The 24,656-nt window shown below is 55.1% G+C and carries 16 protein-coding genes; 7 read left to right on the top strand and 9 right to left on the bottom strand.

Features of this window, described 5'->3' with window-relative positions; translation table 11 throughout:
• The 3 genes from FBQ85_09720 to FBQ85_09710 form a co-directional block, all read right to left on the bottom strand.
• Positions 1–696, bottom strand: a 696-nt coding sequence (locus FBQ85_09720; protein ID MDL1875424.1) for a PDZ domain-containing protein, incomplete at its 3' end; no start/stop codon positions are given.
• A 307-nt stretch (positions 697–1,003) separates the two neighbouring features.
• Positions 1,004–2,440: a sigma-54-dependent Fis family transcriptional regulator gene (locus FBQ85_09715; protein MDL1875423.1), complete on the bottom strand. Its 1,437-nt coding sequence runs from the start codon at positions 2,438–2,440 to the stop codon at positions 1,004–1,006.
• Positions 2,441–2,724: 284 nt separating this feature from the next.
• Positions 2,725–4,104, bottom strand: a complete 1,380-nt coding sequence (locus tag FBQ85_09710) for a PAS domain S-box protein (GenBank protein ID MDL1875422.1) — start codon at positions 4,102–4,104, stop codon at positions 2,725–2,727.
• A 352-nt stretch (positions 4,105–4,456) separates the two neighbouring features.
• On the opposite strand from FBQ85_09710, the gene FBQ85_09705 reads away from it, so the two are divergent.
• The 7 genes from FBQ85_09705 to FBQ85_09675 all read left to right on the top strand — a co-directional run bounded on the left by FBQ85_09705 (position 4,457) and on the right by FBQ85_09675 (position 19,913).
• Complete coding sequence (locus FBQ85_09705) at positions 4,457–5,758, top strand: aminotransferase class III-fold pyridoxal phosphate-dependent enzyme (GenBank protein ID MDL1875421.1); 1,302 nt, start codon at positions 4,457–4,459, stop codon at positions 5,756–5,758.
• Between the two features lie 34 nt (positions 5,759–5,792).
• Positions 5,793–7,259 carry a hypothetical protein gene (locus FBQ85_09700; GenBank protein ID MDL1875420.1) on the top strand — a complete coding sequence of 489 codons (1,467 nt, stop codon included), beginning with the start codon at positions 5,793–5,795 and terminating at the stop codon, positions 7,257–7,259.
• 415 nt (positions 7,260–7,674) lie between these two features.
• On the top strand, positions 7,675–8,823 hold the full coding sequence (locus FBQ85_09695; GenBank protein MDL1875419.1) for a hypothetical protein: 1,149 nt from the start codon (positions 7,675–7,677) through the stop codon (positions 8,821–8,823).
• A gap of 147 nt (positions 8,824–8,970) precedes the next feature.
• The gene (locus FBQ85_09690) at positions 8,971–9,663 is read left to right on the top strand and encodes a hypothetical protein (GenBank protein ID MDL1875418.1); all 693 of its coding nucleotides are present in this window, start codon (positions 8,971–8,973) and stop codon (positions 9,661–9,663) included.
• Between the two features lie 285 nt (positions 9,664–9,948).
• Positions 9,949–12,627: a hypothetical protein gene (locus FBQ85_09685; protein ID MDL1875417.1), complete on the top strand. Its 2,679-nt coding sequence runs from the start codon at positions 9,949–9,951 to the stop codon at positions 12,625–12,627.
• Between the two features lie 11 nt (positions 12,628–12,638).
• Positions 12,639–14,765, top strand: coding sequence for an adenylate/guanylate cyclase domain-containing protein (locus FBQ85_09680; protein ID MDL1875416.1), 2,127 nt, complete (start codon positions 12,639–12,641; stop codon positions 14,763–14,765).
• A gap of 333 nt (positions 14,766–15,098) precedes the next feature.
• A complete protein-coding gene (locus FBQ85_09675) occupies positions 15,099–19,913 on the top strand; it encodes a tetratricopeptide repeat protein (GenBank protein ID MDL1875415.1) in 4,815 nt (1,604 codons plus the stop codon).
• A gap of 25 nt (positions 19,914–19,938) precedes the next feature.
• Here FBQ85_09675 and FBQ85_09670 read toward each other — a convergent pair whose 3' ends face one another.
• The 6 genes from FBQ85_09670 to FBQ85_09645 form a co-directional block, all read right to left on the bottom strand.
• Complete coding sequence (locus tag FBQ85_09670; protein MDL1875414.1) at positions 19,939–20,607, bottom strand: nitroreductase family protein; 669 nt, start codon at positions 20,605–20,607, stop codon at positions 19,939–19,941.
• Positions 20,608–20,609: 2 nt separating this feature from the next.
• Positions 20,610–21,113, bottom strand: coding sequence for a nucleoside deaminase (locus FBQ85_09665; protein MDL1875413.1), 504 nt, complete (start codon positions 21,111–21,113; stop codon positions 20,610–20,612).
• Position 21,114: 1 nt separating this feature from the next.
• Positions 21,115–21,633, bottom strand: a complete 519-nt coding sequence (locus FBQ85_09660) for a GNAT family N-acetyltransferase (protein ID MDL1875412.1) — start codon at positions 21,631–21,633, stop codon at positions 21,115–21,117.
• A 1-nt stretch (position 21,634) separates the two neighbouring features.
• A complete protein-coding gene (locus tag FBQ85_09655) occupies positions 21,635–22,129 on the bottom strand; it encodes a damage-inducible protein DinB (GenBank protein ID MDL1875411.1) in 495 nt (164 codons plus the stop codon).
• A 72-nt stretch (positions 22,130–22,201) separates the two neighbouring features.
• Entirely contained in the window at positions 22,202–23,458 is a 1,257-nt protein-coding gene (locus FBQ85_09650; GenBank protein ID MDL1875410.1) for a threonine/serine exporter family protein, read from the bottom strand.
• Between the two features lie 349 nt (positions 23,459–23,807).
• Positions 23,808–24,656 (bottom strand): AAA family ATPase (locus tag FBQ85_09645; GenBank protein MDL1875409.1); only part of this gene is annotated, 849 nt, incomplete at its 5' end.

The raw sequence follows: 24,656 nt of genomic DNA, 5'->3' as shown, positions 1-24,656 counted from the left end.
ATTGTGAATGCGTGATTGCTCGACCTGCAGGAGTATATCGCCGGCTTGCAAACCGCCTTTTTCCGCAGGGCTCTCTTCCCACACGCTGGAAATCAGAACCCCTTCTTTTTCGCCAAAAAATTCCGCCAGCGCCGGTGTTATCGCTTGTACGGTCATGCCCCAGCTTGCGGCTTCGGTTTGAGAGGAAAAGGCCGTGGAAGCTTCCGGCTCTTCGGAGAACTCCATCAACAAATTCGGCATGGCATAAATCGGCGCATCGACGCGCAATGATAATGCAATCGCATCGCTTGGCCGCGCATCAATGCGGTAGGTTTTCGAGCCGTTTTGCAGCACGATCTCCGCGTAGTATGTGCCGCCTTTCAACTCGGTAATCGTAATGCGCTCGACTTCGATGGTCAGCGATTTGAATATGTTTACAATGAGATCATGCGTCATGGGGCGCGGCGTGGTCACATGCTGCTGGCCCAGGTGAATCGCCAACGCCTGTTCGCCGCCGACGGACAGCGGCAGGATGCGGTCGCCCTGATCTTCGCGCAACACCAAAATCATTTCGCCGGACTCGGCGCTGCCGCGAATGGATTTGACTTTCATTAGAATGGCTTTGTTATCGTCGCGGGAGGAACAAAACGTAAAAAAAACGAGAAGACTCCCGAACACAAGGGCGGCGGGGAGCTTGAAACGGCGGTTCATAGGCATGCTCGCATTGTAGTCAAGAACGTCGGCAATATCATGAAAAAGAACAACGGAAGCAATATTAATTTTGCTCGAGCGGCGCTCATCTATTTTATTTCAACCGGCCGCACCAGCTTAGGAGGGAATAAATTAACATTTGCAAGAATCGCGAGAGACATTCGGACAACGATTCTATGGTGTGGCATTAAAGGAACATGCTCATTTTTAAAATTCGCGTTGATTGGCGTTCATTCGCGGTTTGACATATGGGCAAGTTATTTAAGCGACCATCCTAAGCAAACGAGAAAGACGACGCGAGAAAGCAAACAAATCATTCCCGTTCTTCGCGGCGAAGACGATTGTTCAAGGCGCGCCGCGATACTCCCAACAAGCTGGCGGCAATGGTTTGATTGCCATCCGCGCGCCGCAGCGCTTCCTGAATCAGCAATTGTTCGGCTTCCGCCAGTGTGGGAAGACGCTCTGAAAACTTCAAGGCGTTCAGGGTTTCGCTTTCCACGCGCGGCAAAGACATCGCGCCCGGCGGGCTTCCTGTTCCGCTGGTTTGCGAAATTTTCTCGCGAAAGGAATTCATCGACAGCACGCCGGCGGTATGCCGGCTCACGGCGTCGAAGATCATGCCTTCCAATTCGCGCACGTTGCCGGGAAAGGGGTAGGTGCGCAACAGCGCGGCCAGCTCGCGCGGCGCGGTCGGCTTCTTTTTGTTGAGCACACGCGCGGCTTTTTCCAAATAACTTTCTATCAAGAATGGCAGATCGTCCAGGCGCTGGCGCAGCGGTGGAATGTGAATGTGATGCGCTTGCAGGCGAAAGTAGAGATCTTTGCGGAAGCTTCCCGCGTTCAGTTTTGCGGCCAGGTCTTGATGCGTTGCCGCCACAATGCGCGCTTCCGACATTTTGGGCATATCCGAGCCTAGCGGATAATAACGGCCCTCTTGCAGCAGCCGCAGCAGCTTCACTTGCGATTCAGCGCTCAAATCGCCGATTTCATCCAAAAATAATGTTCCGCCGGCGGCCTGCTCGATCAAGCCGCGGCGCAGCTTTTCCGCGCCCGTGAACGCGCCGCGCAGATGCCCGAACAAGGTGTCGGAGAACAATGTGTCTTCCACGCCGGCGACATTGACGGCAACGAATTCGCCCGGCCGGCCGCTCACGCGATGAATGGCATTCGCCACCAGTTCCTTGCCCACCCCGGTTTCGCCGGTGATGAGCACGGGCAGGGGCGTGGCGGCAATCGCTTCGATATATTTAAAAATGCGAAGCATGGCAGCATGCTGCGTAATGATTTCTGCAAACGCTTCCGGATGCTGCAAGTGATCATCGGATAACAACGATTTTTTCAGCAAATCGTTTTCATTTTTGATCTCTTGCATGTGCAGGGCATGCCGGATGGCAGTCACCAGCCGCGCATCATCCACCGGCTTGACGATGTACTCGAACGCGCCCGCCTTTATACACTCCACCGCGGTTTCGACCTCGTTCACCGCGGTCAACACAATAACGGGCGTTTCCGGATGCGCTTCGATGAGCTGTGGCAACAGCTCTTTTCCCGAGAGATGCGGCATGTACAAGTCCAGCAACACCACGGAATGCTTTTGCTGCGCCAACAATGCCAGCGCTTGCCGGCTGTCCTGGCATTTGGTCACGGCCGTAATGCCGCCGGCGTGCAACGTGATTTCCATGCTGAATAGAAAGCGCTCTTCATCATCGATGAGCAGCACAGGATACTCGGGATAGGTGGTGGGGTTCATTTGCTTAATCGGTTTTCATTATCGTCATTTATTTCATGCAGGCTCTTATGCAATTAGCTCTTCAAAGTTAGAATAAAATACTGAAAGTGTTTCGCCCACTGAAATGAAATCCCACTGAAAAGTTTTTTTTCTGTGGTAGTTCTACTTCTGTGGACGACGTTTTCAAATCTGCTCGAAGAGCTTCGATTTTCAGCTTGTCTGAAAATCGGTGTAGGAGTTTAGACATTCACGTTCGGTAATGTTCAGCCACGGTTTGGCCGGTTTAAGATTGGGCGTGACAGTCTTTATGACAGAGCCTTTGCCGCAGTGCGAAAGGCGCCGGAACTCGGCACGGCGATATTTGCCGCGGGCAGCGTCACGGTTGCCGTCGTGCCCCTTTCCACCTGCGATTTGAAACTCAGATCGCCGCCATGATCCGTAATGATTTTGTAAGAAATCGAAAGGCCCAAGCCGGTGCCGCCCAGCTCGCGTTTGGTGGTGAAAAAAGGATCGAAAATGCGCTTGAGATCGGCTTCCGGAATGCCGATGCCCTCGTCGCTGACGCGCACGACGAGGCGGTTGCGTTCGGCCTCGTGCAAGGTTTCGAGACGCAGGCCCGCGTCCCGGCGCCGCAAGGCCTGGCAAGAATTGGTGAGAAGATTGATCAACACTTGTTCGAGCTGCTGGGCATTGCCCATGACAGGCGGAAGATTTTGCGCGAGCGACACCTGAAATCGTTCGGTGGATTTTTTGATCAGCGCATTGACGATGGTGACGGCGTTTTCCACCACGTTGTTGATATCGACCAAATCGCGCGCGCCGCGCACGCCTTCATGGCCGAAATTTTTCAAACTGAGCACGATTTTTTGAATGCGTTTCGAGCCGTCGATCAATCCGGCAAACAATTGCGAGATTTTATCATACATCTGCGAATAGCGCAGTCCGGCGAGAATAAAATCGCCGTTGCGGGCGGCATATTCATCGAGAATCGGTTTGACTTCGCGCCAGCCGCGCGACAGAAATTTTGCGTTCAGCAAAATGAAGTTGTTGGGATTGTTGATTTCATGCGCCACGCCCTGCACCAGAATGCCCAGACTCGCCAGCTTGTCGGCTTGCATGAGTTGCTGCCGCCGCTCCTCCGCCAGCGCCTCGGCTCTTTTTCTGGCAGTAATGTTGCGCACCAGGCCGTCGTACGAAACCACTGCGCCCTGCGCCTCGCGGCGCAGCACGATGAAATTCTTCACCCACCGCACGCCGCCGTCTTTGTGAATGATGCGGTGTTCCAGGCCGGGCACGGCCTCGCCCTGCATGGCGCGATTGGCGCGGGCGATCACGGTGGCGCGATCATCTTCATGCAGCATGCGATACCACAACTCTTTGTCGGCGTCGAATTCTTCCGGCGCGTAGCCGGTTACCGCAACGCAGCCGGGGCCGTGCGTGGTTTCGAGCGCAACGCCGTTGGCAATGCGCACGGTGTAGATATAATCCGTCACAGAAGCAAGCAGGCGCTTGTAGCGCTGTTCGCTTTCGCGCAGCGCTTCCTCCGCGCTCTTGCGCACGCTGATGTTGGTGATCAAGCCGTCATACGAAAGCACGCGGCCATGCTCGTCTTTGTTCAGGGCAATAGTGCTCTTTACCCAGCGCAGGGAGCCGTCGCGGTGGATGATGCGCGCAGCCTTCGCCATGATAAGTGGCGACCGCGAAGCCGTTCTCGACTTTGACGGTGTAGATGTAGCCTTTAATCGCCTGAATCAATTTTCGCATGCGATGCGCATTCAGCGCGGGTTCTTTCATAGTGTGATCGGTATCTCGAGTTTAACACAAAAACTGAATGGATAATTGCTAATGGTTAATTGTCAATTACCCATTAACCATTTCTTCCCGTATTGCACCAACTGAGTGGCGCGAGAATTTACGCTATTCTGCCGCGGAAAACAAGTCACGCCTCGTTCATTGCAAGGCTTGCCTTTTCCGCAAATTCTGGTTACTTTCAAAATGCTTTCGCAAAATGACGCCTAGGTTGATGTTTCGTTTGTCATGCAATTGCAATTGTCAAGGGTGGGAACTATGTCGCTTTTGAATTTTGTCTCGGACGAGATGATTCCGGGTTTGCTCAATAATTGGACGGAGCATCTCAATCGCGTGTACGGCACGAAAACCGTCTCTGCCAAGTATCATGCGCTGGAATGGAGCGCGCAAGGCTATGTCATCAAAGACACGCGCGGCCGGGAGTATCTCGATTTTTTGGGCGGTTATGGCATTTTTAATATCGGTCACCGCCATCCCCGCGTGGTGTCTGCGGTTAAGGAACAACTCGATCGCATGCCCCTGGGTTCCAAAGAGATGTTGCATCCGCAGGGCGGGCTGCTGGCCAAAAAACTGGCGGAGATTACGCCGGGCAATTTGAAATACGCCTTCTTTTGCAACAGCGGCACCGAGGCTGTGGAGGGCGCGCTCAAACTCGCAAAACTTTATACCCGCAAACACGAGTTTGTGTGTGCGGTGGACGGCTATCATGGCAAAACGCTGGGTGCGTTGAGCGCGACGTATCGCCGCAAATTTAAAGATCCGTTTGAACCGCTGCTGCCGGGCTTCACGCATGTGCCGTTCGGCGAGGTGGAGGCTATGGAAAAAGCGCTCACCGACAAAACCGCGGCGGTGCTGCTCGAGCCGTTTCAAGGTGAAGGCGGCATTCGCATTCCGCCGATGGGCTATTTGCGGCGCGTGCGCGACATCTGCACGCAAAAAGGCGTGTTGCTCATTCTCGACGAGATTCAATGCGGCCTCGGGCGCACTGGCAGAATGTGGGGCTGTGATCATGAACAAGTGACGCCGGACATTTTGTGCAGCGCCAAGGCGTTGGGCGGCGGCGTGTTGCCGATCGGCGCGTTCATTGCGACCGAAGAGGTGTGGCAACCGTTGAACGAGTGGCCCACGATTCATACCAGCACGTTCGGCGGCAATCCTTTGGCGGCGACGGCGGCATTGGCAGCGCTCGACGTCATAGAGATGGAAAAGCTGCCGCAGCGCGCCGAACGCGTGGGCAATTATTTGTTGGACAAGCTCGAAAACCTGCAAACACAGCACGCGCAATACCTCAAGGAAGTACGCGGGCTGGGCTTGTTCATCGGGCTGGAGTTTGCCAGCGACGACATTGGTAATTTGCTTTATGAATTGTTCTTTGAGGAAGGCGTGCTGGTTGCGTCAATTCTCGCGAATCCCCAAATCATCCGGCTGGAGCCGCCGCTTATCATCGATGAAAGCGTGGTGGATGATTTCATCGCGCGCTTTGAAGCTGTGCTGCAAAAGCTGCCAAAACGAATGACTCAAAAATCATAATCAGAAGGATGCACTCAAACCAGCGGAGGGTCTCATGTCTCGATACCAGCTTGTGCTAGGAATCCTGCTGTCTGTCATGTTGGGTGTGACAGCTACAAGTTATGGCCGGCAGGCTCAGGATGAAAAAGTCTATCAACAAATATTCGGAAAAACCCAGGAAAAATTCGGGCAGGCCAAAACCGCGCAGGCGGATATTCTCGCGCCGGAGGCTTTTGGTCGCGCGCTGAAGAAATACAACGAAGCACGGGAAGATTTCAAACGCGGCCGCGCGCTGGCCGACATCAACAAAAAACTCGCTGAGATCAGTGTTGATTTGGAGGCCGCCGTGAAATCCGCGAATCTCGGCAAAGTCGCGTTGGAAAAAGCGCTGCGCGCGCGCGAGGATGCGCTCAAGGCCGAGGCCGAGCAAAACGCCGCGGAAAAGTTCGCCCTGGCCGATAAAACCTTCGGCGAGGCCACCCGCCGTGTGGAGGCCGGCGACGTGAACACGGCGCAGAAAAAAGGCGATGAAGCCGAGCAGCTTTTTCGCGAAGCAGAACTGCACGCCATCAAAAACAGCGTGATCGGCGGTGTGCGCAATCAAATCACTCAGGCAAAAGCCGCGAAGATGGATCGCCTCGCGCCGGACAGTTATCGCAAAGCCGAGGCCTTGCTGGCGGAAGCGGAAAAAATTCTCAACACCAATCGTTATGCCGCGGGTTCGGCGCGCGAGAAAGCCGAAGCCGCGGAATACGAAGTGCGACACGCCAAACAAATCGCCGAGCAAGTGCAGCGCGTCAAAGTCGATGAGACGCAATGGGAAAAATTCATGATTGCGTATGAACAAAAAATTGCCGGCATTGCGCGCGAGCTTGATTTTGAGCCGCAATTCGACGAGGGCATCGACAAGCCGATCAACGATATTCGCGAAGCGGTGAAATCGTTGCGCGAGGATCGCCGCAGCCTGACCAATGAAGTGGCCAAGCTCGAGGGCCGCAACGAGGAACTGACCAGGGAACTGAACAGCATTCGTGAAGCGCAAGCCGGCTTGGAATCGCAACTTGAGAAAGAGAAGCGCCGGCAGCAAGAGATGCAGCGGCGCGAGGAACGCATCAAAGGTGTAGAGACCATGTTCACCCCGCAAGAGGCCGTGGTCACGCGCGAAAATGAGCGCCTGCGCATCCGGCTCATCGGCCTGCTCTTCCCCTCCGGCAAGTCCGTCATCCTGCCGGAATATTTCCCGTTGTTGACGAAGCTGCAGCGCGCCATCCGCGAAGTGCCGGATTCGTTCATCTCCGTTGAAGGCCACACGGATTCGCGCGGCGATGATGCCAACAATCAACGCATTTCGACCGAGCGCGCCATCGCGGTGCAGCAGTATCTCGTCGCCAATATGAATATTCCCGCGAATCGCATTCAGGCCGTGGGGTTTGGCGAGAACTTCCCCATTGCCACCAATGATTCGGAGGAAGGTCGCAGCCGCAACCGCCGCATCGAGGTGGTGCTGACGCTGCCGCAGTAACACTTCCACAAAATTTCGCTGACCAGGGCGATCACTGATGATCGCCCTTTTTTTATCCCTCCAACTTTTCCCCCAAAACCTCGCTGGCAGGTATCACGACTGTGTGAAATTTTCGGGACCCGTACCCTGAGCTTGTCGAAGGGTGCTGGCTTCGACAAGCTCAGCCAGCGACAAGCTCAGCCAGCGACAAGCCAGCCTTCGACAAGTAAGTCTTCGATGGAATGCAACGTCTTCACACAGGCTGTCTGCTGCACATTCCCAAAATTCGACAAAAGCATCTTGTTGCGCGGTGTTACGCAGGCGTTGGGCAAAGCCGGTAAATCTTCTCTCAGCAAAACTCTTAAGGAGCAGAGAGCCAAGCCTTCCAAACATGTGCTGTCAGGGTGGCCTAGCAATCCTATCAGGAGACTCATCTATGATTAAAATCAACGGTGGCCGCCTCGTTCGCCGGTTGGTGTTTACCGCCAGTGCGGTTGCGGCGTTGTTTGTTTTAAACAGCACCGCGCGTGCGCAAAACCTGGTGGTCGATCCTCTGGAGATTATCGCCAGCCAGGTTTTTTTTATTTCCGATTTTGACATTGCCGGCGGCGGCAATCCGGCGGAATTGTTCCGCTTTGGGATTCGCAATGTCAGCCAGACGCCCACGAACGCCACTATTGAAATGACTTTCCGTAAGGAAAACGGCCTTTCACCAATTGTCAATTCCGTCACCGAGCCTTTTCTCATGGCGCCGAGCGAACAGCCGCTGAGTGAACGGCGCATCACATATCGCGATTTTCGCGGCTTAGGTGAGAATCCGGATATCCGCGTCGCCAGTTTTCGCTACGATCCCAACGCGGTGGACAATGTCATTGACAACGTTTTGCGCACCGGGCGGCTGCCCAATGGCCGCTATTTTCTTGATGTCATTGTTCGAGATCTCACCAATTCTGGAGGGCCGGTGGAAATCTACAATGATTCCAGAGAATTGTTCATTTCGAGCCTGCCCTCGCTCGATCCCGTCTCGCCGGGCATGCCGGCCGAAGACCGGGATTGCCCGATCGTTTTTACCAATCTGCCGCAATTCAAATGGGATTCCGAAGCGGATGAGTTCATTCTGACCGTCTGTGAGCTGCTGCCCACCAATTCCGGCCCGGAAGACGTCATGCAAAATCCGCCGCGCTTGCGCATTCGCCTGAAACGGAATACCGATTTCTTCGGCTCGCCGGCGTTTCAATATCCCTCCGAAGGTTTGCCGTTGCAAGAGGGCAGAACTTATTACTGGCAAATTCACGCCATCGCCCAAACCCAAACCGGCCCGTTGGAGTTGCCGGGGCAAATTTGGTGCTTCCGCGTCAGTGCCTTCGGCGGCAGCGAGAACGAGTTGTTGTTGCAACAATTGCTCGCCTTGCTGCAAAGCCTGGGTTTGCAAGATGTCACCGCGCTGTTTGAAGCCGGCGGTCCGTTGGAAGGGCATTTACCCAACGGCACTGTCATTCTCGACGGCAAACGAATCGATCTCAATGATTTGATCACACAACTGCGCATGAGCGCGAAGAAATTGAATTCATTTTCGGTGGAGTGATTGCTCACAAAAATTGGCGCGGTCACGCATGCAAGAAGGCCAGCGGCGATTCCCAATTCACCTCTGCCTTTGTAATGGCAAACCGCCGGGATTGAACTACGCTACCGGCGCCTCAGCGGCCCACGAGGGGCCGGGACTACAAAATTTATGGATCGAGATATGAAATCGCTCATCACAATCGGCGCGTTGCTGGTCGCGCTTTTCGGAATATCGCATCACGGCCTGGCGCAACAAGCTAACGATGTTGCCGTGGTGCTCAAAACAAAAGGTAAAGTTGATGTCACCCGCGTGCAAAACCGGCCGGCAGAAATCGCCAAGCAGGGCACGCGTCTGCACAACGGCAATCTGCTGCATACCGGCGATGAATCGCTCGCCGCGCTGGTTTTCACGGATGACAAGTCGCTGCTCAAGGTTCGCTCCAATTCCAAAGTTGCCATCAAGGGCATGCGCCAGCAAAACAGCATTGTGAAAACGATTGCGATGGAATTCGGCCAGCTTTGGGCGAAAGTCACAAAGAGCGCGTCGCCGTTCCGGGTTCAGACGCCTTCAGGTGTGGCCGCGGTTAAGGGCACGAATTTTTATTGCATCACGGACGAAGCCGGCAAGATGATCATCATTTGTCTGGAAGGCGCGGTCGAGCTGGCCAACGCGCTGGGCAAAGTGCTGGTGAATGCCGGATATACCGGCACTTTGGAGAAAGATCAAGCGCCCACCGTGCGGCCCTCAACGCCGGATGAAATTCCGAGCTGGGGCGAGGATGACAGCACCGGCGGCAGCTTTGAAATCGAGTTTGAGGACGCCAGCGGGCAGAAGAAGAAGCTCAAGATTAATTATGATTAAGGGTTCATCTAAGAATAACTTCCCTCACACAAACGTAGCCCCCGCCCCTTGTGGGCGGATGATGGAACACTGAAATCTCGTGTCCCATCAATGCCCCACAAGGGGGCACGACTATGATGAACTCAGGAAGTAATTCTTAGACGCTCACTAAGCTTGGTAACGTTCAGCTACGGCCAAGCCGTGACGGAACGAAAATAAATTCTTGCTTGTGACGGCCAGAATTTATCCGGCTGCCGGGGTTGCATCCGTGACGACAGTTTTGCACCACCAAGTCTTTGAGGCGCTATGAAATTTTCTCTACGACTATTGGCATTTTTCGGGCTGATGTCTTGCGTCGGCGTGGGTTGGGCGTTCGAGCGCGGGGAAACGAATTCTTCCTCGTCAAAAAAAACGCCTGAGATCGATCATATTCCCATCACCTCAGCCGAGCAAGGCCGCGCCCTTCGCATTGACGCGCAAATCAATGCGCCCGGCCGTTCGCTGATTTACGTGCGCGTGTATTTCCGGCGGATGGGGGAGAGCAATTTTCGCTTTGTAGATATGCGCCCGGGCGTTAGCGGATACCTCGGCGAAATTCCGGGCCGCATTGTGCAGCCGCCGGGCCTGCAATATTTTTTACTCGCGTTGTTGAGCGATCAAAGCGTGATGAGTTATCCGGCCAGAAATCCTTACGGCCAGCCTTTCGACATTATCGTGGACGAGCCTAATGGCCAGCGCGGCAGCGGCGATCCCTTCAAGCCGGAGTCCATTCCGCCCAGGCGCGACGAGCCGCTGGGCCGGAGATCAACAAAAACAGATTCACTCACCAAGCCCGAACGCATTTCCCCGCAGATGCAGGAGAAGCTGCGCCAAATGGAAGCGCCCAAAGCCGGTGATTTTGAAAACACCCGAACAGGCGCGGCCTTCGCCGCCATGAGCCTGACAAATCCGATTTTGCCGCTCAGCCCGGAACCGCTGAGCGAGCTTCCTGCTGACGAAGGCGCGCTGATTCTGGCGTCATTTGCGCCGGAGGCGAACGTCGATTCGACTTCCGTGAGAGTGATGCTGGACGGTAAAGATGTGACCGCGCGCGCGCAAATTTCCTCGTTGCTGGCGACAGTGACGGTCAGCCAGCTCAAGGCCGGCAAGCATCAAGTGACGGTCGCCGCAAACGATCGCACGGGCAAGCGTCTGAATCCCAAAAGCTGGCAATTTCAAGTCGCGCGCAAAGCTGAAGCGGTCGAATTCAACGCGGAGGCACAGCAGAAACTCGCCAGCGGCGTGGCATTTGCCGAGTTGCGCCACGAAAATTTTGGCGGCACGACGCTCGACAACAACAATGTCGGCGGCAATTTGAGCGGGAAAACCGGGCCGTTGCAGTATGAAGCCACGGCATATTTCACTTCGTTGGAGGATAGAAATTTCCAGCCGCGCAATCGTTTCACACTGAGCGCCGGTACCGGCTTGCTGAACGTGACGCTGGGTGATGCCACGCCCTATTTCAATGATCTCGTTTTGTACGGCCGGCGCGTGCGCGGCTTGCAGGCGGGTTTGCACACCGGCATCATCAATGTTGATTTCATCACCGGTGAAACCATGCGCGGCATCGAGCCGATTCCGAACGGCTTGAGCGGCGCGTACCGCCAGACGATGTGGGGCATTCGTCCGAGCTTGGGCGGGCACTCATTTCAATTCGGATTGACGCTGCTGCGCGCGCGCGATGACACCACCTCCATCACGGCCAACCGCGCCACCGTTGCGCCGCGTGACAATCTCGTGGTCGGCGCGGATTTTCTCATGTCGGCGGATCGCCGGCGCATCGAATTCAAAGCCGCGGCGGCGCATTCGTTTATGACGAAAGACACGCGCATGCCCATCATCACGCAGTCGTATGTCGACAGCCTGTACACCGATGGCAGCGTGAAATTGCCGTTCGACCCCGCGGACTTTCAGGACTGGCTGATCATCAACGAAAGCACGACGCCGCTCGATCCGACCGGCAAAACGGCTTTGGCGTATCAACTCAGCTTGCGCTTCAACTATTTCAATCAATTCTTCACCTTCACGTTCAAGCAGATCGGCTCGGAATACAATTCCTTCGGCCATACCTATTTGCGCAACGATATTCGCGGCTTCAGTTTTTATGATCGCATCCGGCTGCTGCGCAATCGCGTCAATCTCAACTTCGGCCTGGAACGGTTTACCGATCATTTCGACAACAGCGACGGCAAACCCTCCACCGCGTTGAATGCCGTGCAATTTGGCGTGCTGATCAACTGGAACCGCAATTTTCCCACATTGAATTTCAATTTGCGCAATTATGATCGTGATAACGGCATCAAAGATTTGATCATTACCAATGCCAATATCCTCGGCATTCAGCCGGACACAACCGATCTACGCCAGGATAATCGCACGCGCGATTTTTCGTTTACGGTCAGCCAGGAGATGCAGGTCTTGAATTACAATCACACGGTTTCCCTCAGCCTGACGAATTCGGATCGCATCGATCGCTGGGCGAGCGCGCGCGTTGCGGGTTTTGGCGGCGGCGATGTAACCTCGGATCTGGTGTCGATCAACGTGCGCACGCGCTACAATTCGCCGTTGATGACGACGTTCAATCTCGCCTTCAACGACAACAATGTTGGCGGGCAGCAAAGCCAGTTCAATTTCAACATGTTCAGCGGCCGCGCGGATTATGAATTTCCCCGGCAGCAAATCCGCACCTTCTTTGGCATGCGTTTCGTCGGCGCTTCGGGACAAAGCGGCGTTACGGGCGCGCCCGTGGTGAATATCATCAAATACACGCAAACCGGCTTTCAACTTGGCGGATCGATTCTGGTCAAACAGCGTCACGAATTCATATTGGACCTGGCGTTGATCAAATACAGCGATAAAGGCGGCATCCAAGCCGGCCCGGTTTTCACGCCGCGCTCATCTTTCACCAACAGCATTGCGCGGGCACATTATGAATTCCGCTTTTGAGGCGATTTGACGTGAATCTGTCGCAAGCGCTGACCAACAAATGGATTTTAGGCAGCGCGATCAGCTTGTTCTCCGTGCTGCTCGCCTTCATTCTTGGCTTTACCACCGCATTCGAGAATCTCGAGCTTAAATCCTACGATCTTCGTTTTGACTTGCGCGGGCCGTCGCCCCCGGAGGGGATCGCTGCGCTCGATATCGTGATCGTCGATATCGACGATCAATCCTTTTTTGATTTGCCGAGCCGCTGGCCTTTTCCTCGCACCTACTATGCCAAGCTGGTCGATAATCTCACCCGCGCCGGTGCGCGCTTGATTCTGTTCGACATCATTTTTTCAGAGCCGACGCTTTCGAATCCCGCCGAAGATCAGGCGCTCGCCACAGCCTCGCGGCGCTCGGGCCGGGTCGTATTCGCGGGTAAAAAGGCTTTTGATCTCGCGTACGGCGGCACCCTCAACACCTACATCGTCAAGCCCATTAAGCCGCTCTTGCAAAGCGGGCCGTGGGGAATCGTGAATATCGAGGAGGATATTGACGGGTTTGTGCGGCGGTATTTGCTGTATGAAAACTGGGAGGGGGCGAGCTATTTGCCGTTGGCGTTGCATGCCTGGCGCCATCTCACACACGAAGAAGCCGCCTCGCCGGACAAGAAAAACGGCGTGGTGCAATTGCCCAGCCGCGCGGAATTGCCGCGCTTTACCAACAGCAGCTTTTTGATCAATTTTCGCGGACCGGCACGCACGTTTCCCACGTATTCGCTTTCCAGTGTGCTGGATGACCGTGATTTTCAGCTTGCGGTCGCCGAACTTGACACGAATTATTTTGACAATGTTTTCCTGCCCAACGAGGTTTTCAAAGACAAAATCGTTTTTGTCGGCGCCTCTGCCGAAGAATTGCAAGACGTCAAGTTTACGCCGTTTTATGGCGAGGGCGAGGGCCGGCGCAAACTGCCGGGCGTGGAGGTGCATGCGAACGCCCTGAGCACATTGCTTCTGGGTGATTCCATCAAACGCACGCCGTTTTGGGTTGATCTTCTGGTGCTGCTGCTGGCCGCTTTCGTCACGATGGTTCTCGTGCTGCAAACCCGCACACTGACCGGCCTGGTTTTGGTGGCGTTGGAGCTAATGATTCTGTTGGGCGTGGCGGTGTTCTTTTTCATCAAGCTGTTGACCTGGGCGCCGGTGATTGCCCCCACTCTGGCGATTGTGTTGAGCTATATCGGCAACAACGCCCAAATCATCATTGCCGAGCGCCGCGAGCGCTGGCGCACCAAACGCGTGTTTCAACAATACGTTTCCGAGAGCATCGTCAACAGCATTCTGGCCTCGGGCGCGATGCCGAAGTTCGGCGGCGAAAAGCGCCAGCTCACGGTGTTGTTCAGCGACATTCGCGGCTTCACCACGTATTGCGAAAAACACTCGCCCGAAACCGTGGTGCAACGCCTCAACGAATATCTCACCGAGATGACCGAAATCATCAAGCAGCGCCAGGGCACGCTCGACAAATACGTCGGCGACGAAATCATGGCGGTTTACGGCGCGCCCTATCATTATCCCAATCATGCCGAGAAAGCGTGTGAAACCGCGGTGGAAATGATCGACCGCCTGCGCGAGATGCAAAAGCGCTGGTCCGCAAATGCGCAGGATTATTTTCAAATCGGTGTCGGCATCAACACCGGGCACATGATCGTGGGGAACATGGGCTCGCAGCAATTGTTCGATTACACCGTCATCGGCGATGAAGTCAATCTCGGCGCGCGGCTGGAAGGCGCCAATAAAGAATATTGGACGTCGATCATCGTATCGGAATCGACCTACGAGCAGGTGAAAGAACGCGCGCATGTGCGCGAGCTTGATTTGGTGCGGGTGAAGGGCAAGAAGCGTCCGGTGAAAATTTTTGAATTGCGCAGCATGGAGCCACTGCCCGCAATCGAAGAAGACTTGATCATTCAAATTTATACCCAGGGCTTGGAGCTTTACAAACAGCGGGAATGGACGCGCGCCTTGCAGCAATTCAAGCGCGTGTTGCGTTATTTTCCCTCGGACGGCCCGTCGCGCGTTTATGTGACGCGCTGTTTCAATTTCATCGAGTCGCCGCCGCCGGAAAACTGGGACGGCGTTTATGAATTCAAAACAAAATGAGTTGTAATTGGCTTGAATCTTGCATTTTAGACCTTACAACCATCGCGTTGCGTTTGTCAGGCTTGACTTACATCACCATCGCAAGAGGATTTGCCGGCGCAACACTTGTGTCATAGTTTAAGCCTAACAAAAGCAGACGCCGTCACCTGAAATTGATCTGCGCGATCTCCGTTGTCACAAGGCCATTGCTGAACCGTCGCAAGCGTGAGGGAATTTTGATGCTCGAATGCGCCAGGCCTCTGCGACGCCGCAAGCCAATGTTTCAACACAAAACACGCGGACTTTTTTATCTCTGTCACGATTACGTGCAAGCACTAAGCTAGGATCTCAACCATGAACCATCGAACTCGCATCACCGCGACGCTGACTGTTTTATTGCTCTCGACTTTCGCCGCACGGGCGTTGGGACAAGAGGCGTTGGAGCCGGCGCCGCCGGATACTGTTGCGCCGCCGGAAATTTCCGGGCAGGAGTTTATGGATGGTTTCATGGCAGCGGTGCGCAGCGGCAACCAGGCGCAAGCCGAGCGCTTGGTCGCGCGCTTTCCTTTTCATGCTAATGTGCTGGCAAGCTATCTTTATAATCAAGGCACCCAAGCATACAAACTTGCAGATTACGAAAAAGCGCTCGATGCTTTGGAAAGTAGCGTCTATTTGTTCCGGCTGCAAAATAAAACCGAGGGCGAACAGGAATCCTTGCAGATGATTGCCGAGATTTATGAAAGCATGGGCGATCACCAGCTTGCGCTGGCCAATTTGCAGGAGGTGCTGGCGAAAGCGCGGGCACGAGGAGACGGCATCGGGATGGTGGGCATTCTCAACAAAATGGCTTCGATCTATCGCGAAGCCGGCAATCACGAACAAGCCTTTCGTTATCTCACCCAGGCGCAAACCATCGCGAAACAAGTCAGCAATGACTCGCTGCGCATTAGCCTGTTGAATAATTATGGCCAGATTTATTCCGATCTCGGCGATTATTCGAAAGCGCTGTCCGCTTACGAGGAAGCCTTGCAAATCGCGCGCGCAAAATTCGACAAGTCGAGCGAGGGCTGGGTGCTCAAAAACTTTGGGAGGGTTTACCAGGCCGGCCGGGATTACGCCCGTGCGCAGGAATATTATTTAAAAGCGTTGGCGCTATTGGAAGAGGCGCGCGATCAACCCGGCATGGGGCGCGTCTTGAATCAGCTTGGTGAGGTGCAGCAGCTTCTCGGCAACGACGCCAAGGCGTTGTCTTATTTTCATGATGCGTTGAATCTCATGATCGCGACGCGCGATCAATCCGGCGAAGGCACGACGCTCGCGCATTTGGGCGAGTTTTACCGCAGCCGCGGCAAATTCAACGACGCGCTGCTCTCCTTTGAAACTGCGCTTACGCTCAAGCGCAAAGCCCAGGATAAAGCCGGGCAGGCCGATTTGTGGAACCGGCTGGGCGAATTGTACAGCGATCAACAGGATTATCAAAAAGCGCTGCCCGCATTTGAAACGGCACTCAAAATCCGCCAGGGCATTCATGATCGCGCGGGTGAGGGCGTAACGTTGAATCGCCTGGGAGAAACATATCAACGGTTATCACAATACAAACAAGCGCTGAAATATTTTCGCGAGGCGTTGACGGCAACGCTGGAAGGCGGCGATCCGCGCCACATCAAGCTCGTTTCAAAAAATGCCGGGGCGATTTTCGCCGCCAACGGGTATTATAGCAAAGCCATCGGGCATTTTCAGCGCGCGCTGGAGATTTGCCGCGCTGATCGCGACTCGCTCGGCGCGAGCACGATGCTGTACCACATCGCAGAAACCTACCGCATTTCAGGTGATCTCACGAATGCCGGAACGAATTATCAAGAAGCGTTGCGCTTGTTGAAAACCATGTCGCTCACGCCCGCGGGACAAACGCTGCTCGGCGACCTCTATCGCCAGACCGGCGATTGGGCTAATGCCTTGAAGCAGCTTGAATCGGCTTACAAAATTTACGCGGCCGCGGCTGACACCGCAAATCTCGTCACGACATTGAATCAGCTTGGGTTGGCTTATCGCCGCGCCGGCGATTATCAAACCGCATCGGCAAAGCATCAAGCCGCGTTGGTTTTAGCGCAAAGCTTCAAGCTCAAGCCGCTGCAAGCCGCCACTTTGACTTATCTCGGCGAGATTAGCCGCAGCGGCCGCAATTATGATGAAGCGTTGCGCTATCAACAAGAAGCTTTAAAGATCTCCAGAGAATTGAACGATGCCGCCGGCGCGAGCCGGGCACTGCATCAACTTGGCGTCACCTTCGGACTGGCCGGCAAGACTGAGGAAGGCCTGCGCAGCCTCGATGAAGCCATGGCGCTCGCTAATGATATCGGCGACAAAGCCGGTGAAGCAGCAGCCATCGTCAATGCCGGTGAGATTCATAAACGCCTGGGCCAAAACCGCAAAGCGCTGGAATATTTTCGCAGCAGCCTGCGGCTGTACGAAGCGATGGGCGACAAAGCCGGTGAATGCGCCGTGTTGCACCATCTGGGTGAAATGTATATCGCCAATCAAGATTTTCAAACCGCGATGAAATATTTCAACTATGCCCTCAACGGCCGGCGGTTGGCAGGCGACAAATTGCGGGAAGGCGTTTCGCTCAAGCTTCTCGGCGACGTTCATCTTGCGATGAAAGATTATCGCGCTGCGCTCGGGCGCTATCAAGAAGCCTTGCGTTTGCTGGAAAAAAACGGCGAGTTAAACGACCTGGTCGCATTGTTCACCAGCATGGTCGAGACGTACACCCGGCTCGGCGATCAGGCGCAGGCGGATTTTTACAAAGAAGAATTGCTGAAAGCGTATCAAGATCTGGGCGATAAGAGCAGCCAGGCGGGCGCGCGCCAAGAAACCGGCGGCAAGCAGACGCAACACGGTTCTTATGCGGAAAGTGTGCGCCGGCATCAGCAATCACTGGCGTTGCAGCAACAATCCGGCAATCTCGCCGGCGAAATCGAATCATTGCATCACCTGGGCGAGTTGGCGCGGCGGGCGGGCAAATACCGCGAAGCGTTGACGCATTTTCAAAATGCGTTGCAACGCGCCGAGGAGTTGCGGCAGGAATCTGCAAAAGGCGCTTCACTGAATTATCTCGGCATGACGTTTTTATCGCTGGGTAATGGCGAGCGCGCCGAAACCTCGTTGCAACAAGCGCTCAAGCTTCATCAAGATCGCGGCAATGCTGCCGGCGCGGCTACAACGCTGGCCTATCTCGGCGCGTTGAACCGCAAAAGCGGCGCTTATGCGAAAGCCCGCGCGTATGTGCAAACGGCAATTGAAATTCAGCAAGAGTTGGAAGATCTTGCCGGTGAAGGCGAGATGCACCGTGCGCTTGCCGGCATTTACGCCGCCTCGGGCGATGATTTTCAAGCCGTCGCGAGCCTGCAAAACGCGTTGCAACTTCATCAAAAAGCCGGCAACAAAAACGGCGAGGCGGTGACGTATAAGCAGCTCGGCGTCGTTTGCCGCGCCGCTCAGGACTATGCGCAAGCCTTGCAACATTTCAAAAATAGTCTGCGCATGAGCCGAGGGCTGGGCGATCAAATTCTGGAGCAAGATCTTCTCGGCCAGATCGGTTACTTGTATGAATTGCAAGGCGAGAAAGCCTCGGCATTGTCGTGGTACAAACAGGCAATCGCGCTGCGCGAAGAACGCGTGCCGAGCCTGGTGATGGAGGCCGAAGATGCGCTTGCGCCGATGCCGCAGGTGAACGTTGACGATCGCATCGTGCCTTTGTTTTTTGAATTGCAGGATTACAATAATGCCTTTGCTTATCTCGAACGCGGCAAAATGCAGCCGCTGATCGAAGCGTTGTTCACCGGGCCGGTGAGCATCACGCTGGGCGTGGACGACGAGCTGCGCGAGACGGAGAGCAGCCTGATTACGCGCACGCTGCGCTTGCAGCAGGACTTGCGCGAGAACCTCAGCGAGTCGCGGCGGCAACTGTTGTTGCAGCAACAGCAAGAAACAGATCACCAATGGAAGCTGTTGCGCCGCCGGCTGGTGCTGGCCAATCCCGCCTACGCCGATTTGAAATTCCCCCAGCCGCTGCAAATCCAGCAGGTGCAAAACGACATTTTGCGCGACGATGAAGTGTTGTTGGAATATTTCTGGGGCGAGCAGGCGCTGTACAGTTTTATTATCGGCAAGAAGAAATTTTATCCGTACCTGGTCAAGATCAATATGGCCAATCTGGAGGATAAGATTTCCCGGCTGCTAGGGGCATTGGCGGCAGGTGAGAAGGCGCCGTTTGATCAAGCGCTGGCGCACCAACTTTATCAGATTCTCATTGCACCGCTGGAATCGCGCATCGCCGCGGCAAATCAAAATCAAGCGCTGGCGGCGCTGATCGTTGTGCCGGACGGCATCTTGCATTATCTGCCTTTTGATATTTTGGTCACGCAAGCAACTCCCGGCGCAAGCCAAACCGGGTATTTGCTGGAACACTATCCGCTGGCGTATGCGCCGGCAGCGGCAATGCTGCACACGATCAGCAAACGCGGGGCTTCGAATTACGCCGCCGAGCTGCTAACCCTGGCGCCCTTTGCTGCGCGGGCGTCGGACAGAACCGTGCGCTTCGCCGGCAATGAAACCGCCTCACAAAACGCGCAGCCTTTTTTGCCCTACTCAGCGCAAGAAATCAAGCTGGTCAGCGATCACTATAAACAAACGCACACGAAACTCAACGGCGAAGCGACTAAAACCTTTTTCAAGAATTATGCGCCGGGCAATCGCTACATTCACTTGGCAACCGTTGCCCATTTAGACGCGCAAGATCCGATGAATTCGGGTTTGCTGTTCAATGACGGCGTCTTGCCCGCAGCGGATATTTTCAATATGAGTATCAATACGGACCTGACTGTGTTGAGCGCGAGCCAAACGAGCATGGACTCACGCGCGGGCGGCGCGGAATTGCTGGGGCTTGCCAGCGCATTTTTTTATGCTGGCACGCGCACGCTTGTGCTCAGCCTCTGGCGTCCCGCTGAGCGCGCCACTGCGGAGTTGATGAATCAGTTTTATGCCAACCTGGCGCGCGGCCGGACCAAGGCCGAAGCTCTGCGCGCGGCCAAGCTTGCGCAGGTACAGAGCAAAGCCGTGCAACATCCCTCCAATTGGGCGCCGTTTGTGCTGTTCGGCGCGCGTTGATACCTCCCACCGCATGCGGCTTGTTTCACATAAACGTCACAAAATCTTGCAACGCTTTTTTGCTGACCGCCGGAACGACGGCCTCGGGCGCAGGATAACCTACGACCAGAATCAAATACGCGCGCTCGTTTTGCGGGCGGCCGAGAATCTCATTCAAAAAGCCCATGGGACTGGGCGTGTGCGTGAGTGAAACCAGGCCGGCATGATGAATCGCCGTGATGAGCATGCCCGTGGCAATGCCGACGGACTCCGTCACGTAGTAGTTCTTGACCTTGCGGCCGCCCGCCAGGGCGCCAAAACTTTGCGCAAAAATAGCGATGAGATAGGGCGCGCTTTCCAAATAAGGTTTATGCTCGTCCGTACCCAGCGGCGCAAGCGCTTCGAGCCATTCTTGCGGCGCGCGGCCATGATAAAATTCCTGTTCCTCTTTCTCCGCGGCTGCGCGAATCCGGCGTTTCACCTCCGCATCACTGACCACGACAAAATGCCACGGCTGCATATTTGCGCCGCTGGGCGCGCTGCCCGCCGCCAATAAACAATCAGCGATAATCTCCCGCGGCACCGGCCGGCTTGAAAAATGACGCACCGTGCGCCGGCGTTGCATCATTTCGCGAAAAGCAGCCGCGCGGGTCAGCATCTCGTCAAGCGGAAATTCTTGATAGGAAGCAAGCGGCAGAAATTGTGGAGAAGGCATATTCAACTCTCCGACGTTTGTGAACGATTACCGGCAACGAGTCGATCAAAGCGCAGCAGGGCGCGTTTAAAAAGATCATCGCAAATCTCCGGCAGCAGCGGGCCGTGCCACTGCGGAACGCCCTTGCCCTCCGCGTAGTAAGGCGGCAGACAGGCAAGCGCTTTGCCGGCGCCGCCCGCGCTGTCTTGTGCGCCAAAGACTATTCGCCCGACGCCGTGCAACAACAGCGTGCCCATGCACATCATGCAGGGTTCGAGCGTGGTATAACACGTCATGTCGCGGCTGCGCGGCCACAGCGCAATCGCGACGCGCTGCAACGCTTCTGTTTCGGCATGACGGCCGGGGTGATAGTGCGGCGTGAGCATGGCATTGCCGGCTTCGGCAATCACTTCGCCGTCGAGTGTGATGAGCGCGCCGATCGGCAAATTGCCTTGTTGTTCGGCCTGCAAGGCAAGTTCGACGGCGCGGTGCAGAAACTTCAAATCATCGGACATGCACGCCTCCATATCATAGAATCAGTTTCAGCTTGGGCCCGGTAAAGACAAAACCTTGTCGCTCGTAGAATCGCCGGGTGCGCTGCCAGCGTTCCGCTTCCGGCGCGGTGACATCGATGCGCCTCCAGCCTTTTTGCATGCCGAAGGCTTTCATGGCCGCGATAAGTTGGCCGCCCACGCCGGCGGAACGATATTCCGGCGCGACATACATTTCATCGATCACGCCGTAATTGCCGTTGGCGTAAATGGCAAATGTCTCGTTTAGTGTGAGCATGCCCAAAATTTCTCCAGCAGTATTTTTGGCAACGAAGATGTGAAAATGATCGCCTCGCTCGCGCCAGGCGCGCAACACCCCTTCTTCATCCAAGATGCCCAGTTCCTCGCCTTCTTCGCCCAGCTCCGTGAGCAAGCGCATCACCCAATCGAAAACAAGGGGCGCGTCGTTGATCGTCAGCCGGTCGATAACCACTTGCATGCGATCTTCCTTTAAAAATGCAACGGATCTTGACTCTGCATTCGAAAAGCCAATCATCTCAGCGCGCTTGATCAAAAAACAAAAGAAAATCTGTTGATACTGGCGTAGCGCCGAGCTGGCGCAGCATCGTTGCCACCTGTCCGCGATGATAGGTGGAATGATTCACCACATGCTGCAGCATGCGAGCCAGAGGATACCTCCAGTTTTGGCCTTTGAAATTGATATACGAAATCTCTTGTTCCAGAGCCGCCTCTGTCAGGTGATTGATGAAATTCATTTGCTCGCGCATCAGCTCCGTCCATCTGGCGCGCAGCGCCGCAAAATCGGCAAATTCCGAGGGCGCAAGCAACGCGCCGGGCGATATTCCCTTCCAGCGTTGCAGCCAAACCCACTCAGCGCCCATCATGTGAACGAGCGTATCGCGCACCGAAGGAAAGCTGTTGGACAAATTCCGGGTGAATTGTTCGTCATGCAATTTTGCGGCGGCAGTGAGAACACAATCATTTGCCCAACGATTGTATTCGAAGAGCGTGACAAAATCTTTACAGGTCATGGTTTTCCTCTTAAGAGTGTTGGGAGTGAATCATCAAAAATGAGGAACACATGCGGTCGTGCTGCGGCAGACTTAAAGATGCCTGCGCGGCGGTACAAGCACATTTGCCAGCAACAGGCCGGTGACCAGCGCAACGGCAATGAGAGCCACACTGAACGCCGTGGTCACACCGGAAATGACATCTTTCTCAATGAATTTTGACAGACTGCCGAAGCCAATACTTCCCGGCACGAGCATCATCAGCGCCGGCACGGTGGTGATTGCCGCCGGGCGATCCAATATGCGTGCATAAAGATTGCCGGCCGTGCCGGTCAAGATCGCGCCCAGGCAAACTCCCAGTTCCGGGCCCAATAAATGCGCGCCGGCGCGCGCGCCAATGAAACTGAGCAAACATGCCAGCATGATCCAGCCGGTATCGCGCAGCCGGGCATTGAACAACACGGTGAAATTGAGCGGCGCAATCAGCAGCGCCAGCCCAAGCGTCCAGGCCGGCAGCGGCTCGGGTGCCGTCGTGAATGAAACCGGCGGCAGCAACCGGTTGATTTGTGAGCCCAGCGCCACGCCGAAACCGAGTTGCATGAAAACCAAGGCGGCGCCCATCAAGCGGGAGGTGCCGGAAACAAGATTGCGCGTCGCCAATTCGCGCATGGCCACCGTCAAGGTCAAGCCCGGCAATAACACGATGAGGCTCGCTAATGTGGTGAGATAAATTGAAAAGGGCGCAAAAAACTGCGCGGCAATCACCACCAATGCCGACGCGATGATCGCGGCAGTTGGCTCGAAAATTTTGCTGGCTTCTGATGATCGTCCCATAAAAACGGCCAACGCGCCGATTAAAAATCCGATGATCGTGGTCGCCAGGATTTCACGCCAGCCGCCGCCCAGAAATCTTGCCGCCGAGCCGGAAGCGAGCGCAAAACAAATTGTGCTCACGACCGGGCTGAAGCGCGCAGGCGCAGCAACGATTTGATCGATCTCCTGAGTGCCCTCGGCGATGCTGACCTGACCTTGAATCACCTGGCGCACCAAGTCATTGAGCAACGCCTGCTTCGCCAGATTCACTTCCGTTGATTCGATGCGAATGAGGCTGGTGCGATGCTCTTCCGGCAAACCGAATGAGGCAAAGATGCCGGTGGGTGTCGCGAAAAAATTGCCGCTGATGCCGAAACGCTGCGCCACCAGATTCATGTCTTGTTCGAGGCGATGCGCGGGCACGCCGTAGCGGTGCAGCGCCTGCCCGAGCTTGACCATGAAAACGATGCGAGGGTCGCGAGTGGCAAGATCATCGGGGACTGCCAATTGCGTCGTGGCGTGTCGTACAAGCTCCATTTGGATTTTCAGTGATTAATTTTTCGCAATTCGAATTATCCTGGAAGGAGTGACATGTAGCTTTCATTGAATTGGCGCGGATTATATCGTGATAACCCAACATGTTACTCCTATCGGAGTTTTTAGAAACCGCGGGTGAGCTTCACTATAAACATTTCACTCCTTCGGAGTTGGCCGCAAGCCTTCTTGCAAAATTTTTTTGTGCAGCACCCGATGGGGAGATTAACGTTATGATCACGCCCGCGCTCATCGCGGCATCGGGCAATCTTGGCGCAAAATTCAGGTACAAGATCATCTCGAGAAGACACCACATCACATGCGTCTGCAAACTCAAATTAACGGGTCTTTGCTAAGCAATATCAAACTTTTCGAGGCGATAGCGGAACGTGTCGCGGCTCAAGCCCAACAGAGTCGCAGCCCGGGTTTTGTTGCCATGCGCGCGTTCCAGGGCTTGTTGCAGTAGTGATTTTTCCAACTCTTCAAGCTCAAGGCCCTGTTCCGGCAGAAGAAATGACGGTGATGGTGGTTGTCCGGCGAGGGTTTCGGGAAGAGCCAAATCCGAAGCTTTGAGGCTCGAGGTTTCACAAAAAATCATGGCGCGCTCGATGAGATTGCGCAGCTCGCGCACGTTGCCCGGCCAATCGTATTGGCGCAGGAGGCGCCGGGCGCTTTCCTCCAGGCCGGTGACATTTTTTTTGAATTCGAGACGGTACATCTCGATAAATTGTTCCGCCAGCAAAATGATGTCGTCTCCCAATTCCCGCAACGGCGGCAGCGTGAGACTCACCACGTTGAGGCGGTAGTAAAGATCCTCCCGGAATTTTTTTTCGGCAATGGCCGTCTTCAAATCGCGATTGGTCGCCGCCAGGCAGCGCATGTGAACCTGTTGTTCCTGATTGCTGCCCAGGCGGCGGAATTTGCGGGTTTCGATCACGTGCAGCAGCTTGGCCTGCAAATTGGGGGTCAATTCGCCGATTTCATCCAAAAACAGTGTGCCGCCTTCGGCCTCCTCAATCAATCCTTTTTTGGCTTTCAAGGCATTGGTGAACGCGCCTTTTTCATAACCGAATAACTCCGCTTCCAAGAGGTTCTCCGGCAAGGCGGCGCAATTGAGTTCAATGTACGGCATCTGTCCGTCAAAGGTCAAATAATGAATCAGGCGTGCCACGTGGCTTTTGCCGGTGCCGCTTTCGCCTTG

The sequence above is a fragment of the Cytophagia bacterium CHB2 genome (assembly GCA_030263535.1).
Lineage (GTDB): Bacteria > Zhuqueibacterota > Zhuqueibacteria > Zhuqueibacterales > Zhuqueibacteraceae > Coneutiohabitans.
The sequence above is the reverse complement of the archived record's forward strand: the minus strand, read 5'-3'. Positions and strand labels throughout refer to the sequence as shown.

Bases quoted from the DNA above. Each gene is read 5' to 3' on its own strand.
- FBQ85_09715 (MDL1875423.1), bottom strand. From the start codon at position 2,440: ATGAACCCCACCACCTATCCCGAGTATCCTGTGCTGCTCATCGATGAT.
- FBQ85_09710 (MDL1875422.1), bottom strand. From the start codon at position 4,104: ATGGCGAAGGCTGCGCGCATCATCCACCGCGACGGCTCCCTGCGCTGG.
- FBQ85_09705 (MDL1875421.1), top strand. From the start codon at position 4,457: ATGCAATTGCAATTGTCAAGGGTGGGAACTATGTCGCTTTTGAATTTT.
- FBQ85_09700 (MDL1875420.1), top strand. From the start codon at position 5,793: ATGTCTCGATACCAGCTTGTGCTAGGAATCCTGCTGTCTGTCATGTTG.
- FBQ85_09695 (MDL1875419.1), top strand. From the start codon at position 7,675: ATGATTAAAATCAACGGTGGCCGCCTCGTTCGCCGGTTGGTGTTTACC.
- FBQ85_09690 (MDL1875418.1), top strand. From the start codon at position 8,971: ATGGATCGAGATATGAAATCGCTCATCACAATCGGCGCGTTGCTGGTC.
- FBQ85_09685 (MDL1875417.1), top strand. From the start codon at position 9,949: ATGAAATTTTCTCTACGACTATTGGCATTTTTCGGGCTGATGTCTTGC.
- FBQ85_09675 (MDL1875415.1), top strand. From the start codon at position 15,099: ATGAACCATCGAACTCGCATCACCGCGACGCTGACTGTTTTATTGCTC.
- FBQ85_09670 (MDL1875414.1), bottom strand. From the start codon at position 20,607: ATGCCTTCTCCACAATTTCTGCCGCTTGCTTCCTATCAAGAATTTCCG.
- FBQ85_09665 (MDL1875413.1), bottom strand. From the start codon at position 21,113: ATGGAGGCGTGCATGTCCGATGATTTGAAGTTTCTGCACCGCGCCGTC.
- FBQ85_09660 (MDL1875412.1), bottom strand. From the start codon at position 21,633: ATGATTGGCTTTTCGAATGCAGAGTCAAGATCCGTTGCATTTTTAAAG.
- FBQ85_09655 (MDL1875411.1), bottom strand. From the start codon at position 22,129: ATGACCTGTAAAGATTTTGTCACGCTCTTCGAATACAATCGTTGGGCA.
- FBQ85_09650 (MDL1875410.1), bottom strand. From the start codon at position 23,458: ATGGAGCTTGTACGACACGCCACGACGCAATTGGCAGTCCCCGATGAT.